Origin of the sequence: Mobilicoccus caccae (assembly GCF_030161635.1) — a bacterium.
GTDB lineage: Bacteria > Actinomycetota > Actinomycetes > Actinomycetales > Dermatophilaceae > Mobilicoccus > Mobilicoccus caccae.
In genome coordinates, this window is the sequence record NZ_BSUO01000001.1 from 3,272,257 (window position 1) to 3,287,536 (window position 15,280).

The following is a 15,280-nucleotide window of genomic DNA, read 5'->3' on the forward strand; positions in this document are numbered from 1 at the left end:
CCAGGGGTGAGTCCAAAGGTGAGAGGCCGCGTCCGGCATGTCCGGGCGCGGCCTCTCGCGTCCCGCTGCAGCAGTCGGGCGACAGCGACCCTTGCACAGCCTGTAGTAGACGTACTACATTCAGTTCCATGAAGACGATAGGTGAACCGGTGATCGAGCTCGCCGGGCTCGAGGTGTCGTACGGGAGCAACCACGTGCTGCGCGGCATCGATCTGCGGATCGGGCACGGCGAGGTGGTCGCCCTCCTCGGCCCCAACGGCGCGGGCAAGACCACGACGATCGAGATCCTCGAGGGATTTCGGGGGCCGTCGGCCGGCACCGTGCAGGTGCTCGGCGAGAACCCCCTCACCGCCGATGAGGCCTGGCGCGCCCGCGTCGGCGTCGTCCTGCAGTCCTGACGCGACCACCCCAAGTGGCGGGTCCGGGAGTTCCTCGCCCACCTCGGCGAGTTCTACCGCCCCTACTCCACGGACGACCGGCCGCGCCCCTGGGACATCGACGATCTCCTCGCGCGCGTCGGCCTCACCGATCTCGCGCACCGCCAGATCGTCAAGCTCTCCGGAGGTCAGCGGCGACGCCTCGACGTGGCGGTGGGCATCGTGGGTCGCCCGGAGGTCCTCTTCCTCGACGAGCCCACGGCCGGCTTCGACCCGGCCGCGCGGCGCGACTTCCACGACCTCATCCATTCCCTCTCCGACTCCGACGTGACGATCCTGCTCACCACGCACGACCTGGCGGAGGCCGAGAAGTTGTCCGACAGAGTCGTCGTCCTCGCCGGTGGGGTGATCGTCGCCGACGACTCCCCCGACGCCCTGCGGCTCGCGGTGTCCCGTACCTCCGAGGTGCGCTACCGCCGCGACGGCGTGATGGAGGTCCATGCGTGCAGCGACCCGGCCGATCACCTGCGCGGCGTCCTGACGGCCCCGGGCGGACCGGTCACCGACCTGGAGGTCCGCCGCGCCACCCTCGAGGACGCCTACCTCGACCTCGTCCTGCGGGTCGAGAACGGCGATCCCCCGCCACGCGACCTCGCCCTCGCTCCCGGGCGCCCCGGCCCCGCCCACCCTCCGACCGACACCAGTGAGGTGGCGTGATGAACCCCGTGATCGCCGGCGCCCTGCGCCAGGTCCGCATCGAGACCCGTATCCAACTGCTGTCGCTGACGGGACTCAGTTGGCTCCTCTGGCCCGCCATCGGCCTGGGCGTGCTCTTCTTCCTGCGCGACACCTCCGTCATGCAGACCTCGGTGAGCCTCGCGCAGCTCGGCACCCCGGGCGTCATCGCCATGTACATCGTCACCGGCGGGCTGCTGGGGATCGCCGGCGCCCTGAGCGCCGAACGCGAGGACGGGACGCTCCTGCGGGCCAAGGCCGTGCCGGGCGGGATCGCCGCGCACCTGCTCGGCAACGTCGTCACCTACGGCCTGGTGGCGTTGCTGCCGGTCTCCGTGATCCTCGTCGGCGCCGCCCTGACGGTGGACGGCGTCCTGCCCACCACCGCCGACCGGTGGCTCCTGCTCTTCGGGGTGAGCCTCCTCGCCCTCGTCTCGACGATGCCGGCCGGAGCCGTGATCGGTGCCGTCGTGCGCGGCCCGCTGGCGATGGGCATCATCGGCATGCTCATCACGGCCAGCCTGGCGATCAGCGGCATCTTCTACCCACTCGCGGCGCTCCCGACGTGGCTGCAGTGGGTGGGACAGGCGCTGCCCACGTACTGGGTGGGGGTCGGCCTGCGCGCCGCGATCCTGCCGGCCGAGGCCTCGGTGCTGGAACTGCACGGCTCCTGGCAGTTGGGCACCATGCTCGTCATGCTCCTCACCTGGGCGGTCGTCGGCGCGATCGCTGCTCCGATCGCGTTGCGGCGCATGGCTCGGCGCCAGTCCGGGTCCGCGGTGAGCGCCGCCCGCGAGCGCGTCCTGACCAAGGGATACTGAGGCCCATGTCCGAGGAGGCACAGGGCCGGGAACAGGTCCACAACCGGATCGCGATGCTGCGCGCCGAACGCGGCGTCTCCCGGCGTCGGTTGGCCGAGGCGCTCGGCGTGCATTACCAGACGATCGGCTACCTCGAACGGGGCGAGTACTCGCCGAGCCTGTTCGTCGCGCTCCGCATCGCGGAGTACTTCGACGTGCCGGTCGAGGTCGTCTTCTCCCTCACGGAGTTCCCCCGCCTGGGCGCCGGCGAACGCTCGGCCTGACCCGCAGCCTTCCGTCTACCGTACGCCCCACCGTACGATCGAGGCATGTCGATCTCCGTCACGGATTCCCTCGCGCACCTGGAGGCGGCCGTGGCGAACGGGCGCCTGGGTCGCGCGTGCGAGGAGTACGGCGTGGAACTGGTGACCCTGTTCGGCAGCGCCCACCACGGCACCGATCCGCACGACGTCGACATGGCCGTCGGGTTCCGACACGGCATCGAGCGAGACCTCCTCGGCGTAGTCGGGGCACTCGCCGAGTTCGTCCCCGGCGACCACCTCGACGTGATGGACCTGGATCGCGCCGGGCCCGTGGCTCGCGTCGAAGCACTCGTCGCCGCCCGCGTTCTGTACGAGGCGGACGCCGAAGTGTTCAACCGCCGCGAGATGCAGGCCCTCGGGGAGTACCTCGACACCGCCTACCTCCGCGAGAGCCTGATCCGGGAGCTGGCCCGATGAGAACTCCCGACGTCGGTGTCGTGTCGACGCGCCTCGCGGTCATGCATGACCTTCTCGGATACCTCGCCGGGCTCGAGGCGCTCGGCGGTGATGAACTACGTGCCGATCTCGGATTGCGGCTGGCCGTGGAGCGAGCCCTGTGTCAGCTCGTCGATCAGGCGGTCGACATCAACGCGCACATCGCTGCCCGAGTCATCGGACGGGCACCGACCACCCAGCGCGAATCCTTCGACCTCGCCGCTCGGGCGGGATACCTGAGCACGGACCTGGCCTCGGCACTGACACCGTCGATCGGGCTCCGGAACGTCCTCGTCCACGACTACGTCTCCGCCGATCTCGACCTCGTCGCCGCGGCCGTCCCACTCGCGCTGCGGGAGTACCGCGCCTTCGTCACCGCGATGGCCCGAGCGTTCGCGCCTCCGCCGGACTGACGGGTTCCGTCGCCCCCGGAGCTCCCCCGTCGGTATCCACCTCGGTGAACACTCCCGGGTGAGCACGGGGAATCCGGCGGATCGACGTGATGTTGACTCCGGCGCCCGGTCCCACGAGCCCGGACCCCCGCGGCGGGTCGCCGGTCCACTCTCACACCTGCCGACGCAGGCGGGTCCACCGATCGGAGTCACATGGGTGCCGAAGTGCTGGCCTGGTCGTTCACGTCCGGATGGGCGAGCGGGATCAACGCCTACGCCGTCGTCCTCGTCATGGGACTGATGGATCGGTTCTGGCAGATCGGGGAGATCCCCGAGGTCCTGGCCCGACCGGACGTCCTCATCGTCGCCGGCGTGTTGTTCCTGCTCGAGTCGGTGGCCGACAAGATCCCGTATCTCGACTCGGCCTGGGACGCGATCCATCTCGGTGTGCGGCCTGTCGTCGGCGCGGCTCTCGGCTACCTCATCGGTCACGAGCAGTCGACGTCACTCGCGGCGGCGCTCGCCGCGACCGGCGGCGTCACCGCACTGCTGGCCCACCTGACGAAGTCGGGAGTACGAGCGGGGGTCAACCTCTCCCCCGAACCGGTCAGCAACACCGTCGTCAGCGGCGCGGAGGACGTCACCGTCGTCGCCGTGCTCGGCCTGGCGGCGGCCTTCCCGCTGGTCGCCGCCGGGATCGCCGGCCTGCTGCTGCTGGCGGGCATCATCGTCGGTCTCATGGTCATGCGCGCCGCCGCCCGGCTCCGCCGTCGTCACGCCCCGGGGCGGGTGCGCGTGGAGCAGGAGAGATCCGGGTAGTGGTCCCGACATGACCGACTTCACCGCACACCTGGGCATCCAGGCCGCCTCCCCCGACGACACCGACCGACCGGGACGGGACGCCGGCAAGGCCCTCACCGTCACCGGCGAGCACCTCAACCGCAACGGCACCCTCCACGGCGGCGTCATGGCCACGATGCTCGACACCGTGATGGGCGACGCCGTCCGCAGCGCCCTCGAGGAGGGGCAGGACACGGCGACCGTCTCGATGACCGTCACCTACCTCGGGCCGGCGAAAGAGGGGGACGAGTTGCGTGCCAGCGCGGAGATCCGCAAGCGCGGGTCCTCCCTGGTCCTCACCGAGGCCGACCTCGTCAGGCCCGAGGACGACACGGCGATCGCGCATGCCGTGGGCACCTTCACGGTCCTCTCCTCGGACTGAACCGGAGCCCCCGACCGGGCGCCGCCGGGGAACGAACCCGGGCCTTCAGGCGTTGGAACGGGCGAGATGAACGTGTATCCCCCGCCCATCGCCGCCCGAGGAGGCTCGATGACATCCACCCACACCGGCCGCCCGGTCCTCATCGACGCCGCGCCCCGCAAGTCCCTGGTGCTCTCCCTCGTCCTGACCTTCTTCCTCGGTCCGTTCGGGATGTTCTACACGACGATCTTCGGCGCCCTGGTCATGCTGGCCGTGAGCGTTCCGCTGCTCATCCTCACCCTAGGCGCGGCCTGGGCCGGCATCGTTCCGGCCTGCATGATCTGGGGCGCGTGGTCCGGCCACCGCCACAACGAACGCCAGCGGCGCATCTACGCCGCCCGAGGTGGCTGGTGATGACCCCACCGTCCACGTACGCCTCACCGATCCCGCCGCTGGCCGAGCCCGCCCGCACGGCGCGCACGGGCGGGTACGACCGCTTCGGCAACCCGCAGGACACGGTGCACGACCTGCAGGCCGCACCTGTGGTCGCGGCGCGGCCGATGCCGTATCCCCGAAGGATCGCCCGACCCCGGTCGGTGCTGCTCGCCGTGTTTCTGGCGGCGCTGCTGGGCCCGATCGGGTTGCTGTACTCCAGCCGGGTGGGGGCGCTCGTGACCTCCACGTTCTTCCTGCTCATCGCGCTTCCCGTCGTGCCGTTCTGGCCGGAGTGGGTCTTCGTCGCCGCCGTTCCCGTGTACGTCCTCAGCGTCATGTGGGCGTTCTTCGCGACACTCGGCCGCAACGCCACCATCGCCTTCCAGCACCGCTGGACGGTCCACTCCGTGACCCGGCCCACGGGTCGTCGGTGACCCGCGGCCCACGCACCACCCCACGCCTGGCTTCCGGCAGGCACCGCGGGCGTTCATCGCTCCGCGGATCCCGACCGACGACCAGGAGCGTGTCGACATGTCGGTGACCGTCATCATCCTGTGCGGAGGCACCTCGGCACGCATGGGCGGGGTGGACAAGACCGCGATGGACCTCGACGGCCGGAGCGTGCTGGACCGCATCGTGGTCGACCTGCCTGACGACTGGCCCATCGTGTGCGTCGGTGAGCCCCGCCCCCTCTCGCGCGACGTGACCTGGACGCGGGAGGACCCGCCGCTCGGCGGACCCGTCGCAGGCCTGGCCGCCGGACTCGCCGCAGGGCCCGACTCCGACGTGATCGTCACCCTGGCGGGTGACCAACCCTTCGCCGGACCCACGGCGGTGGCCTGCGCGGAGTCGCTGCGCGGCGCCCAGCTCGGCCCCGACATCGACGGTGTCGCCGCACGTCAGGACGACGGGCACCCTCAAGCGCTCCTGGCCGCCTACCGGCGGGAGCCGTTCGCGCGCGCCGTGTCGGCCGCGGACCCGGGCAGCGGCGTCTACCGCACGCTCTCCCGTCTCGAGGTCCTCACCCTCGACTCCGACACCCGCGCGACGCTCGACGTCGACACCCCCGCCGACCTCGACGACGCCCGGTCGACGATCCGCGACGCCGACGCCTCCGGGTGAGGCGCCCGACGACGACCGCGCCGATCAGCACGACGCCGATCGGCCCTACACGGCGTCACCGGCGATGTTGATGTGCCAGGAGATGCCGAAGCGGTCGGTGAGGAGGCCGTACACGTCTCCCCACATCTGCTTCTCCAGGGGCATGACCACCTCGCCGGCTTCGGTGAGGCGCATCCAGTAGCCCTCCATCGCCGACGCGTCGTCGCCGGAGATGGAGATCTGGATGTTGTTGCCCGGCACGAGATCCGGGCCCATCCCCGGGAGTTGGTCGCTGGCGTAGAGGTGGAAACCGCTCGGGGTCTCCAGGGCGGCGTGCATGACACCGTCCTCCTCCATCCCGGCATCCTTGAAGGTCATCACCTGCACCGTGCCCCCGAGGACGTCGGCGTAGAACTCCATGGCCTCACCCGCGTTTCCGGGGAAGGACAGATAGGGATTGAGCTGCATCGTCATGGCGTGTTCCTCATCGTGGATCCCGACGTCGACCCGTGTGATCGGCCGACACCGCCGAGGCTAGCTGTTGCTGGCCAGGAGGTTGTTGACGGCGGTGCTGCCTCGTACCCAGTGGTGATCTTCAGGTTGACTCTGCCCTTGGGGGAAGGCGTGTGCTCTTGTGTAGCCCATCGGACAGTCCGGTGGGCGACCGAAAGGATCACGATGACTGATTTCGTTGTGGAAGAGCGCCCTGAACGTCCCTGGGTCGGAGTGTCGATCACCGGGGAACTCGCCCACTGGGGTCGGGTGAACGCGCATGTGCCGCAGATTTACGCTGCTCTGGCAGCAGCCGGAGGGATCCCTCTCGGTGGGCCGGTCTACCAGTACCACCGTATGAAGACCGCCGCCGATCCGATGGATATCACCGTCTCGGTTCCGGTGGCCGTGTGCATCGAGCTCGGTGAGGGCTACGAGACTGGCGTCCTTCCCGCCGGCCGGTATCTCGTGGCACGACCGGAAGGGGGCCCGGATGTTCTGGATCGCGTGCACGGGGAGATGTGGCAGTGGGCGAGTGTGCAGGGACTCGATCTGGCAATCGAGGAGCGAGCCGACGGCATCCACTGGCAGGCGCGTACCGAGCAGTTCCTCACGGACCCTGAGACCGAGCCCGACCGCAGCAAATGGGCGGTCGAGGTCGCATACTTACTCTCGTGAGCGGGAACGCCAGGCTATCGATCGGGGAATTCAGCCGCCTCACCTGGCTGTCACCAAAGGCACTACGCCTTTACGAGCGGAAGGGTCTGCTGCTGCCGGATCTCGTCGACGAGTACACGGGCTACCGCTACTATCGGCGATCCCAGGCCGAGCGGGCACGCATGATCGCGCTGCTGCGCCGCGTCGGGATGCCGCTGGAGCGGGTCAGTGCTGTGCTCGACGCTGAGGAGGGCCGCCGACGCGATCTGATCGAGGCGTATCGCGTGGAGACCACGCGCGCGCACGAACGCGCCGTCGCCCTGCTTGATGGCCTGGCGGACGGTCCCCGCGAGGACCCGGCCGAGTGCGCGCCGAAAGTGCAGAGCCGCGTGGCGAAGCCGTGGGCGTTTGTTTCGCGCACGCTCCGCACGACCGCGGCCGACCTGCCGTCTCATATCGAACGAACCGCCTCCGCCCTGGCACAACGCGCCGGAACCGACATCGACCGGGGCGCACCGCTCGTGGTCGTGTACCACGGCGAGGTGAGTTGGGAGTCGGACGGACCGATCGAGATCCGTGTACCCGTTCGGGACGATGATGCGGCTGACGGCAGAGAACCTGAGGGCAACGAGTTCTTCGTCGACGTTCCGTTCGGCGAGGTCCAGTTCCCCACGATCTTGCGTTCCTTTGACGCGGTGCGCGAAGCTGCCGCGAGCGGCGGTTACCGCCCGTCGGGATCACCGCGCGAGATCTATCTCGATGGCGACCCGTTTCGATGCCAAGTCGCACATCGCTACGTCGCGTCCACGCTTGCAGGTGGTGGGAGCTCGTGACGACGCACCATCGCAACGCGCCCCTCACTCTGGAGGGAAGGAAACGGCTCGTCGAACGATGTCACACCCGCCCGATCGCGCATGTGGCCGCCGACATGGGCATCTCGCGTGCCACAGCATCGAAGTGGGTCAATCGCCACAAGCAGCACGGCGAACTCGGATTGATCGATCGCTCAGACTCCAGCACGACAACCGACTGCAACGCCGGGCCAGCTCGTAAAGCGGATTGCGACGATGCGACGCGAGAACAAGTGGCCCGCCTCACGGATCGCCTTCGAGCTCCACAAGGACAAGACACCTGTCGTCCGCCGCACGATCACACGGCTGCTCGCCCAGCTCGGGCTGAACCACCGGAAGTTCATCGACCCGAACGGCGAGAACAACCGGGAGCCGCAGAAGATCAACGCCGAACGGCCCGGACATATGGTGCACATCGACGTGAAGAAAGCCGGCCGCATTCCCGAAGGCGGCGGTTGGCGAGTGCACGGCAAGGGCAGCGCCGAGGACAAAGCGGTGGCACGAACGAAAACTCGGGGCGCAAAGACCGGCTATGTGTTCCTCCACTCCGCGATCGACGGCTACTCCCGACTCGCCTACACCGAAGCTCTGCCTGACGAGAAGGCCGTGACCGCCATCGCGTTCCTAGACCGGGCGAGAACATGGTTCGCCGCTCACGGCATCACCCAGATCGAGCGCATCGTCACCGACAACGGATCCTGCTACCGCGCACATGCCTTCGCTGACGCGATTGGTGGGAGCCGACATCAGCGGATCACGCCCTACACGCCGCGCCACAATGGGAAGGTCGAGCGGTACAACCGCATTCTCGCCGAAGAGTTTCTCTATGCTCGCATCTGGCACTCAGAAGCCGAACGGGTCGACGCCCTCGAGGCCTGGAATCTGTGCAACAACTACCACCGGCCGCACAGCGCGCACAGCGGACAGCCTCCGGCATCGGCGACACCGTCACGCGTCAACAACGTCCTGGCCTCCTACAGCTAGCCACCACCACCGACAAGGGGGTGCCACTCGGCCGACTCGGCGGGCGGGCCAGCGCCTAGGGTTGAGCGCATGAAGGCTGTGACCATCCCCGAACCCGGAGACATCGACGCCCTCGTCCTCGCCGACGTGGACGACCCCACCCCCGGCCCCGGCGAGGTACTCCTCGACGTGGCGGCCGCCGGCGTCAACCGCGCCGACCTCATGCAGCGCATGGGCCACTACCCGCCTCCGCCCGGGGCGTCCGAGTACCCCGGTCTCGAGGTGAGCGGCACGATCGCCGCCCTCGGTGACGACGTCGAGGGGTTCGAGGTCGGTCAGGAGGTGTGCGCGCTCCTCTCCGGCGGCGGTTACGCCGAGAAGGTCGCGGTGCCCGCGGGTCAGCTCCTGCCGGTGCCCTCGGGGGTGTCCCTCCTCGACGCGGCGGCGCTGGCCGAGGTCGTCTCCACCGTCTGGTCCAACGTGTTCATGACGGCCAACCTGCAGCCGGGCCAGACCCTGCTCGCCCACGGCGGCGGCAGCGGCATCGGCACCATGGCGATCCAGCTCGCCAAGCAGATCGGCGCGCGCGTGGCCGTCACGGCAGGTTCGACCGAGAAGCTGGACTTCTGCCGCGAGCTCGGTGCCGACATCCTCATCAACTACCGCGAGCAGGACTTCGTGGAGGAGCTGAAGGAGGCCACCGACGGCCACGGTGCCGACGTCATCCTCGACAACATCGGCGCCAAGTACCTCGGTCGCAACGTCGACGCCCTCGCCACGAGCGGCCGACTCGTCGTCATCGGGATGCAGGGCGGCCGCAAGGGCGAGCTCGACCTCGGCAAGCTGCTCGCCAAGCGCGGCGCGGTCATCGCGACCTCGTTGCGCGCCCGGCCCGCGGAGGAGAAGGCGACGATCGTCGCGTCGGTCCGTGAGCACGTGTGGCCGCTCATCGAGAAGGGTGCCGTCCGCCCGATCATCCACACCACGCTCCCCCTCGACCAGGTGCGCGAGGCCCACCGCATCCTCGAGGAGTCCTCACACATCGGCAAGGTGCTCCTCACCATCTGAGCCCACACCTTCAGGCGACACGGCGATCCGCCCGGCGGGCTACCCCCGCGCGGGCGGTTCGTAGTGGTGCCGGAAGGTCCACGACGTCAGCGCGGTGGCGACCATGGCGATGAGGACCCCGAGAAAGATGTGCAGGCCGATGAGGTCCATCTCGCCGAGCGCGTACTGCGCCACCGAGAGCGCCGCCAGCAGCAGCGCGAGCACCGTGGACACCGTGCCCGCGAACCGGCGCAGAACGACGTAGAGCACCGCCGTCACCACCAGGACGGCGACGGTGACCCCCGCGCCGACCTCGTGGAACGCCCGGTACTTCCCCTCACCGCCGAGGAACGCCGCCGCCCACCCGGCCTGCGCGATGCAGGCCGAGAGGGCGAGCGTGGCGAGCGTCCGCAGGGCGATGAGCGCCGGGTGCGGCAGCCTCACCGGCAGGCGCCGTCCTCGATCGCGGCGAGCCGGACCGCCTCGGCCACCGCCGGGGCGACGCGAGGATCGAACGCCGTGGGCACGATGAACTGCTGGTGCAGGTCCTCCCCGACGACGTCGGCGATCGCCCGGGCCGCGGCCAGCTTCATGTTCTCGGTGATCTTGGTGGCCTTGGCGTCGAGCGCCCCGCGGAAGATGCCGGGGAAGGCCAGCACGTTGTTGATCTGGTTGGGGAAGTCGCTGCGGCCGGTGGCGATGACCGCCGCGATGTCCTTGATGAGTTCGGGGCGGATCTCGGGGTCGGGGTTGGCCATCGCGAAGACGATCGGGTCCGACGCCATGCTCTGGACGTCCTCGACGGTGAGCAGGTCGGGCCCGGCGAGTCCGAGGAACACGTCGGCGCCGGCGATGACCTCGGTGATCGTGCCTGCCAGCAGCTCCGGGTTGGTGTTCTCGGCGAACCAGCGCTTGCTGGAGTTGAGGTCCTCGCGGCCGGTGTGCACCGCGCCGTGGCGGTCGACGCCGATGAGGTTCTTGACGCCCGCGTTGAGGAGCATCTTGGAAACCGCGACACCCGCAGCGCCCACACCCGCCACGACGACCCGCAGGTCGCCGTACCCCTTGCCGACGATCTTCAGCGCGTTCTCGAGTCCGGCGACCGTGACGATGGCCGTGCCGTGCTGGTCGTCGTGGAACACCGGGATGTCGAGGGCCGCGGACAGGCGCTCCTCGATCTCGAACGCGCGGGGGCCGAGATGTCCTCGAGGTTGACGCCGCCGAACGTCGGGGCCAGGGCAGTGACGATCTCGACGATCTTGTCGGGGTCCTTGGTGTCGAGGCAGATCGGAAACGCGTCGACCCCACCGAACTGCTTGAACAGTTGCGCCTTGCCCTCCATGACGGGCATCGCCGCGTGGGGTCCGATGTCGCCGAGGCCGAGCACCGCAGTGCCGTCGGACACCACGGCGACGGTGTTCTTGCGGATCGTGTAGTCGAAGGACAGCGCCGGGTCCTTCGCGATCGTCGTGCACACCCGCGCCACACCGGGCGAGTAGGCCATCGCGAGCTTGTTCATCGAGTCGACCTCGACCCGCGAGACCACCTCGATCTTGCCGCCCTCGTGCAGGGCGTGCGTGCGGTCCTCCCACTCGAGGATCTCGCAGTCGTCCAGCGCCTCGACCGCCCGCCGGATCTCCTCCTGGTGCTCGACGCTCGAGCAGTAGACGATCACGTCCTCCTCGAGGTAGGCGGTGCGCACGGTGAACCCCTCGAGCGCGTTGATGTTCCCGCCGGCCTCGCCGATGGCGACGGCGAGGTTTCCGAGGGAGCCGGGACGGTCGGCGAGGCGGACACGGATGCGGACGGAGTAGGCGGGACTCGTCATCTTGGGCGACATGAGCCCGAGATTAACCGTGGACCGTGGGTGTTCGCAGGCGTGACTCAGGGACGTACGTCACGTCCGGATGACGGACCTGTGTCCCGATACGTGATACACACCGGTGCCGAGCCCTCCGCCGGGCGCGATCATGGCGGACGGAGACCGAGTGCGGGCGCGCCGACGCCCACGTCACCCCGATCACCGACGACGAACCCACGCGAACGACTGGAGGGCCCTCATGCCGACGCTTCGATCCGCCACCAGCACCTCGGGCCGCACCATGGCCGGAGCGCGGGCGCTCTGGCGAGCGACGGGCATGACCGACTCCGACTTCGGCAAACCCATCATCGCCGTCGCCAACAGCTTCACGCAGTTCGTCCCCGGTCACGTGCACCTGCGCGACGTCGGCCGGATCGTCGCCGAACAGATCGAGGCCTCCGGCGGAGTCGCCAAGGAGTTCAACACGATCGCCGTCGACGACGGGATCGCGATGGGCCACGACGGGATGCTCTACTCCCTGCCCAGCCGCGACCTCATCGCCGACTCCGTGGAGTACATGGTCAACGCGCACACCGCCGACGCGCTCGTGTGCATCAGCAACTGCGACAAGATCACCCCCGGCATGCTCATGGCCGCGCTGCGCCTGGACATCCCCACGGTGTTCGTCTCCGGCGGGCCGATGGAGGCCGGCAAGATCACGGCCCCGAGCGGCTCGCGCTCCCTCGACCTCGTCGACGCGATGGTCGCCGGCGCCGACGACTCGGTCAGCGACGAGGAGGTCTCCCGGCTCGAGGCCTCCGCCTGCCCGACGTGCGGCTCGTGTTCGGGCATGTTCACGGCGAATTCGATGAACTGCCTGACCGAGGCCCTCGGGCTGTCGCTGCCGGGCAACGGCTCGCTGCTCGCCACGCACTCCGACCGCCGCCGGCTGTTCGAGCGCGCCGGGGAGCGCATCGTCGACCTGGCCAAGGCCTACTACGAGAACGACGACGTCTCCGCCACGCCCCGCGGCATCGCGACGACGACGGCGTTCCAGAACGCCATGGCCCTCGACATCGCGATGGGCGGCTCCTCGAACACCGTGCTGCACCTGCTGGCCGCCGCGCAGGAGGCCGAGGTCGACTTCACGATGGCCGACATCGACCGCCTCTCGCGGCACGTGCCGCACCTGTGCAAGGTCGCCCCTTCCACGCCCGACTACCACATGGAGGACGTGCACCGCGCCGGCGGCGTGCTCGGCATCATGGCCGAACTCCTGCGCGGCGGGCTGCTCGACGGCGACACCCCCACGGTCAGCGGCATGACCCTCGGAGAGGTCATCCAGGCCCACGACCTCACCGAGCACGGCAGCGCCGACGAGGCCGTGCGGACCATGTACAGCGCCGCACCCGGCGGTGTGCGCACGACCGTGCCGTTCTCGCAGTCGGCGCGCTGGAAGGACCTCGACGTCGACCGTGAGAACGGGTGCATCCGCACGGTGGAGAAGGCGTTCTCGGCCGACGGCGGCATCGCCGTGCTGTACGGCAACATCGCCGAGGCCGGATGCATCGTCAAGACGGCGGGGGTCGACGAGTCCATCCTCACCTTCACCGGCGAGGCGATCGTGTTCGAGAGCCAGGACGACGCTGTGCAGGGCATCCTCGGCGGCGACGTCCGCGAGGGACACGTCGTGATCATCCGGTACGAGGGGCCCAAGGGCGGGCCCGGCATGCAGGAGATGCTGTACCCGACGACGTTCCTCAAGTCCAAGAAGCTCGGCAAGGCGTGCGCGCTGCTCACCGACGGGCGGTTCTCCGGCGGCACGAGCGGCCTGTCGATCGGGCACGCCTCCCCGAGGCCGCCTCGGGCGGCACGATCGGGCTGGTCGAGAACGGCGACCGCATCGAGATCGACATCCCGGGCCGGAGCATCCACCTCGCGGTCGACGACGCCGAACTGGCGCACCGGCGGGAGGCCGAAGAGGCCCGCGGGGCTGCGGCCTGGACGCCGCACACCGACCGCCCCCGCCGCGTCACCACGGCCCTCAAGGCCTACGCCCTGCTGGCCACCAGCGCCGACAAGGGCGCAGTCAGGGACGTCTCCAAACTCTGACCTCGACCCGCCTCCACGGGTGGGCCGTCCCGCCTCCACCACCTCGAACCGCCTCCGCTCGGAGGCGGTTCGAGTGGCTTCACAGAAGGCGTCGATCAGCTCACGTACTTGGCGAACTCCGTGATCGCGAGCACGACGAAAGCGAGCGCCACCAGGCCCATGAGGATGTTGGAGATCGGCCCGTTGCGCCACTCGCGGGGCACCCGGTCGGTGTTGAGGATCCAGAGCAGGGTGATCGCGAGGAAGGGCATGAAGAACGCGCCGAGGACGCCGTAGAGGAGGATGAGTTCACCCGGCTTCTCGCCGAACATCACGAGCATCGGGGGGAACGTCAGCCAGAGGATGTAGCCCTTGTAGAACTTTCCCCGGCGAGGCGGTCGGGGTGGTCGGCGGGGCGACGGAACAGGGTCCCGGCGAAGTCGGCGAACATCATCGACACGCCGTTCCACACGCCGACGAGCGAACTCATCGCCGCGGCCCAGAACCCGACGAGGAACAGCTTGCCGGCCCACTCGCCGTAGCGGTCGGCGAGCACACCGGAAAGGTCGACCAGCCCCTTGTCATCCGTGCTCACGGCCAGGCCGGCGGAGTAGAGCAGCTCGGCGCCGACGATGAGGGTGGCCAGCACGAAGATGCCGGTGACGACGTAGGCGGTCGTGTTGTCCAGGCGCATGACCCGCATGTGACCGGGGGTGTTCCAGCCCTTCTCACGCAACCAGTAGCCGTACGCGGCCAAGGTGATCGTGCCGCCGACACCCCCCGAGAGCGCGAGGACGTTGATCAGGCCACCCTCGGGGATCCGCGGGACGAGACCGACGATGAGCTCCGGGATGTTCGGGACGGCCAGGAGGGCGGCTCCGACCATGGTGACGAACATGATGCCCACCAGCGCGGCGCACACCTTCTCGAAGATGGAATAGCGCCCCCACCACACGAACGCGAGGCCGATGAGTCCGGAGAGGATGCCCCACCAGGTGACGCTGATCTGCGGGAAGAGGGAGTGCAGCGGCAGGCCGGTGCCGGCCATGGCGGCAGCGCCGTACACGAACCCCCAGATGACGATGTACGGCCCGAAGTACAGGTAGGGCCACCAACCGAGGCTGGACCAGCCCTGGAAGATCGTCTTGCCCGTGGCGAGGCTGAATCGCCCCGCCCCCTCGACGAGGACGATCTTCATGATGCAGCCGACGACGACGCACCACAGCAGGGCGTAGCCGAACTTGCTACCGGCGATGAGGGTGGCGACCAGGTCGGCCGCGCCGACACCCGTCGCTGCGACGACGAGACCGGGGCCGATGATCTTCCACCCACCCCGCTGCTCCGGGACGGTGGTGTCGGCAGACGCTGAAGTCATGCGGCAGTGAACCACACCACGCCTTCGACCGACGGCGTTCGTGGGAACACACGCCGCGCCGACGATGCCGGACCCGCAAGAACAACACGGACGACATCGACCGGCTCACCTCGAACAGCGCGGGCCTCCGACCTGCATGGACTCCGACACCGCCGATGCCGATGTTGTCGGTGTTGTTCTTCACTCGACGACCCCGACCCCGAC

Annotated in this window: 16 protein-coding genes and 4 pseudogenes; 15 read left to right on the forward strand and 5 right to left on the reverse strand. The window is 69.2% G+C overall.

Annotation, left to right across the window (positions count from 1 at the left end; translation table 11 throughout):
* The first annotated feature begins 128 nt into the window (after positions 1-128).
* The 10 genes and pseudogenes from QQK49_RS16055 (at position 129) to mobA (ending at position 5,820) form a co-directional block, all read left to right on the forward strand.
* A pseudogene (locus tag QQK49_RS16055) lies at positions 129-1,094 on the forward strand (ABC transporter ATP-binding protein).
* Positions 1,094-1,933: an ABC transporter permease gene (locus QQK49_RS16060; protein WP_284304804.1), complete on the forward strand. Its 840-nt coding sequence runs from the start codon at positions 1,094-1,096 to the stop codon at positions 1,931-1,933. Before QQK49_RS16055 ends, QQK49_RS16060 begins: the two are co-directional and overlap by 1 nt.
* A gap of 5 nt (positions 1,934-1,938) precedes the next feature.
* Positions 1,939-2,196 carry a helix-turn-helix transcriptional regulator gene (locus tag QQK49_RS16065; RefSeq protein ID WP_284304805.1) on the forward strand — a complete coding sequence of 86 codons (258 nt, stop codon included), beginning with the start codon at positions 1,939-1,941 and terminating at the stop codon, positions 2,194-2,196.
* Positions 2,197-2,241: 45 nt separating this feature from the next.
* The gene (locus QQK49_RS16070) at positions 2,242-2,652 is read left to right on the forward strand and encodes a hypothetical protein (RefSeq protein ID WP_284304806.1); all 411 of its coding nucleotides are present in this window, start codon (positions 2,242-2,244) and stop codon (positions 2,650-2,652) included.
* Positions 2,649-3,083 carry a type VII toxin-antitoxin system HepT family RNase toxin gene (hepT, locus tag QQK49_RS16075; protein WP_284304807.1) on the forward strand — a complete coding sequence of 145 codons (435 nt, stop codon included), beginning with the start codon at positions 2,649-2,651 and terminating at the stop codon, positions 3,081-3,083. The genes QQK49_RS16070 and hepT overlap by 4 nt, the downstream gene beginning before the upstream one ends.
* A 192-nt stretch (positions 3,084-3,275) precedes the next feature.
* Positions 3,276-3,881 (forward strand): DUF4126 domain-containing protein, encoded by a 606-nt coding sequence (locus tag QQK49_RS16080; RefSeq protein ID WP_284304808.1) that lies wholly within the window; start codon positions 3,276-3,278, stop codon positions 3,879-3,881.
* A gap of 10 nt (positions 3,882-3,891) precedes the next feature.
* A complete protein-coding gene (locus QQK49_RS16085; protein ID WP_284304809.1) occupies positions 3,892-4,284 on the forward strand; it encodes a PaaI family thioesterase in 393 nt (130 codons plus the stop codon).
* Positions 4,285-4,392: 108 nt separating this feature from the next.
* A complete protein-coding gene (locus QQK49_RS16090; RefSeq protein ID WP_284304810.1) occupies positions 4,393-4,677 on the forward strand; it encodes a hypothetical protein in 285 nt (94 codons plus the stop codon).
* Entirely contained in the window at positions 4,677-5,132 is a 456-nt protein-coding gene (locus QQK49_RS16095) for a hypothetical protein (protein WP_284304811.1), read from the forward strand. Before QQK49_RS16090 ends, QQK49_RS16095 begins: the two co-directional genes overlap by 1 nt.
* Positions 5,133-5,229: 97 nt before the next feature.
* Entirely contained in the window at positions 5,230-5,820 is a 591-nt protein-coding gene (mobA, locus tag QQK49_RS16100) for a molybdenum cofactor guanylyltransferase (RefSeq protein WP_284304812.1), read from the forward strand.
* Positions 5,821-5,865: 45 nt separating this feature from the next.
* Here the strand turns inward: mobA and QQK49_RS16105 are convergent, their stop codons facing one another.
* Positions 5,866-6,273 carry a VOC family protein gene (locus QQK49_RS16105; RefSeq protein ID WP_284304813.1) on the reverse strand — a complete coding sequence of 136 codons (408 nt, stop codon included), beginning with the start codon at positions 6,271-6,273 and terminating at the stop codon, positions 5,866-5,868.
* Between the two features lie 3 nt (positions 6,274-6,276).
* Here QQK49_RS16105 and QQK49_RS16110 point away from each other — a divergent pair, with 3 nt between their 5' ends.
* The 4 genes and pseudogenes from QQK49_RS16110 to QQK49_RS16125 all read left to right on the forward strand — a co-directional run bounded on the left by QQK49_RS16110 (position 6,277) and on the right by QQK49_RS16125 (position 9,830).
* Positions 6,277-6,969 carry a GyrI-like domain-containing protein gene (locus tag QQK49_RS16110; RefSeq protein ID WP_284304814.1) on the forward strand — a complete coding sequence of 231 codons (693 nt, stop codon included), beginning with the start codon at positions 6,277-6,279 and terminating at the stop codon, positions 6,967-6,969.
* Entirely contained in the window at positions 6,966-7,781 is an 816-nt protein-coding gene (locus QQK49_RS16115) for a MerR family transcriptional regulator (protein ID WP_284304815.1), read from the forward strand. The genes QQK49_RS16110 and QQK49_RS16115 overlap by 4 nt, the downstream gene beginning before the upstream one ends.
* Positions 7,724-8,783 (forward strand): annotated as a pseudogene (locus QQK49_RS16120) (IS481 family transposase). The gene QQK49_RS16115 and the pseudogene QQK49_RS16120 overlap by 58 nt, the downstream one beginning before the upstream one ends.
* A gap of 69 nt (positions 8,784-8,852) precedes the next feature.
* Positions 8,853-9,830: an NAD(P)H-quinone oxidoreductase gene (locus tag QQK49_RS16125; RefSeq protein WP_284304816.1), complete on the forward strand. Its 978-nt coding sequence runs from the start codon at positions 8,853-8,855 to the stop codon at positions 9,828-9,830.
* Positions 9,831-9,869: 39 nt separating this feature from the next.
* On the opposite strand, the gene QQK49_RS16130 is transcribed toward QQK49_RS16125, so the two are convergent.
* From QQK49_RS16130 to QQK49_RS16140, 3 genes are read right to left on the reverse strand one after another with little or no spacing between them, the layout of a single operon-like run.
* On the reverse strand, positions 9,870-10,253 hold the full coding sequence (locus QQK49_RS16130; protein ID WP_284304817.1) for a hypothetical protein: 384 nt from the start codon (positions 10,251-10,253) through the stop codon (positions 9,870-9,872).
* Entirely contained in the window at positions 10,250-10,951 is a 702-nt protein-coding gene (locus tag QQK49_RS16135) for an NAD(P)-dependent malic enzyme (RefSeq protein WP_284304818.1), read from the reverse strand. Before QQK49_RS16135 ends, QQK49_RS16130 begins: the two co-directional genes overlap by 4 nt.
* Positions 10,888-11,649, reverse strand: coding sequence for an ACT domain-containing protein (locus tag QQK49_RS16140; protein ID WP_284304819.1), 762 nt, complete (start codon positions 11,647-11,649; stop codon positions 10,888-10,890). Before QQK49_RS16140 ends, QQK49_RS16135 begins: the two co-directional genes overlap by 64 nt.
* A 220-nt stretch (positions 11,650-11,869) precedes the next feature.
* Between QQK49_RS16140 and ilvD the strand changes: the two are divergent.
* Positions 11,870-13,722: pseudogene (gene ilvD / locus QQK49_RS16145) on the forward strand (dihydroxy-acid dehydratase).
* A gap of 95 nt (positions 13,723-13,817) precedes the next feature.
* On the opposite strand, the pseudogene QQK49_RS16150 reads toward ilvD, so the two are convergent.
* Positions 13,818-15,076: pseudogene (locus QQK49_RS16150) on the reverse strand (Nramp family divalent metal transporter).
* Between the last annotated feature and the right edge of the window lie 204 nt (positions 15,077-15,280).

Bases quoted from the DNA above. Each gene is read 5' to 3' on its own strand.
- QQK49_RS16070 (WP_284304806.1), top strand. From the start codon at position 2,242: ATGTCGATCTCCGTCACGGATTCCCTCGCGCACCTGGAGGCGGCCGTG.
- QQK49_RS16065 (WP_284304805.1), top strand. From the start codon at position 1,939: ATGTCCGAGGAGGCACAGGGCCGGGAACAGGTCCACAACCGGATCGCG.
- hepT (WP_284304807.1), top strand. From the start codon at position 2,649: ATGAGAACTCCCGACGTCGGTGTCGTGTCGACGCGCCTCGCGGTCATG.
- QQK49_RS16140 (WP_284304819.1), bottom strand. From the start codon at position 11,649: ATGTCGCCCAAGATGACGAGTCCCGCCTACTCCGTCCGCATCCGTGTC.
- QQK49_RS16105 (WP_284304813.1), bottom strand. From the start codon at position 6,273: ATGACGATGCAGCTCAATCCCTATCTGTCCTTCCCCGGAAACGCGGGT.
- QQK49_RS16090 (WP_284304810.1), top strand. From the start codon at position 4,393: ATGACATCCACCCACACCGGCCGCCCGGTCCTCATCGACGCCGCGCCC.
- QQK49_RS16085 (WP_284304809.1), top strand. From the start codon at position 3,892: ATGACCGACTTCACCGCACACCTGGGCATCCAGGCCGCCTCCCCCGAC.
- mobA (WP_284304812.1), top strand. From the start codon at position 5,230: ATGTCGGTGACCGTCATCATCCTGTGCGGAGGCACCTCGGCACGCATG.
- QQK49_RS16060 (WP_284304804.1), top strand. From the start codon at position 1,094: ATGAACCCCGTGATCGCCGGCGCCCTGCGCCAGGTCCGCATCGAGACC.
- QQK49_RS16080 (WP_284304808.1), top strand. From the start codon at position 3,276: ATGGGTGCCGAAGTGCTGGCCTGGTCGTTCACGTCCGGATGGGCGAGC.
- QQK49_RS16125 (WP_284304816.1), top strand. From the start codon at position 8,853: ATGAAGGCTGTGACCATCCCCGAACCCGGAGACATCGACGCCCTCGTC.
- QQK49_RS16095 (WP_284304811.1), top strand. From the start codon at position 4,677: ATGACCCCACCGTCCACGTACGCCTCACCGATCCCGCCGCTGGCCGAG.